1 protein-coding gene is annotated in these 698 nt (G+C 31.2%); it reads left to right on the forward strand.

Going from position 1 to position 698, the window contains the following annotated elements; translation table 11 throughout:
* Positions 1–123: 123 nt before the first annotated feature.
* The gene (locus GNF10_RS37255; protein WP_185607516.1) at positions 124–684 is read left to right on the forward strand and encodes an NUDIX hydrolase; all 561 of its coding nucleotides are present in this window, start codon (positions 124–126) and stop codon (positions 682–684) included.
* The last annotated feature ends 14 nt before the right edge of the window (positions 685–698 follow it).

Consider the following 698-nt stretch of genomic DNA (forward strand, 5'->3'; position numbering starts at 1 on the left):
ATTCTGCATATTGTGTTATTGCAAAAGCAAGTGTAAGTTCAAAGTTTAGATTATCGGATGTATCTGTTATACTTTTTTACATTCATTGCTTGATGACCAAATATTTTATATATTATTTTATTTATGAATAACTTAAAAAAATGGAAGATTTTAAAATCAAAAATGGTTTTAGATCATCCTTGGTGTCGGGTCAGGCAAGATGAAATAGAGTTACCCAATGGCAAAATTATAGATGATTATTTTGTCAGTATTAAGCCTGACGTTGCGATGGTTTTACCTCTTACTAGTAATAAAGAGATAATTTTTGTCCGGCAATACAGACACGCCGTAGGGGAATTTTTCTTGGAACTGCCAGCAGGAAATTTTGACCCGACAAAAGAGAGTGCAGAAGTAGCAGCAATTAGAGAATTTACAGAAGAAACTGGTTATATTGCCCAAGAATTTAGAAAAATTGGAACTCTATACGATAAGCCGAGTAAAGATACCAATAAAATCCATTTATTTTTAGCGGAAAAGGTAAGTAAAGTTGGAGAGCAACAACTAGATACTACAGAAGAGATTGAAATTTTATTTATTCCTATAGAATTAGTTTTAGATAAAATTATTCAAGGAGAAATTTCTGTGGCGGGAACTGTAGCTGCTATCTTTTTTGGTTTTAGTTTTTTTTCTTTTTTAGAATCTTAAGGGTTATTTTTGTT

It is taken from the genome of Nostoc sp. UCD121, assembly GCF_014222285.1.
GTDB lineage: Bacteria > Cyanobacteriota > Cyanobacteriia > Cyanobacteriales > Nostocaceae > Nostoc.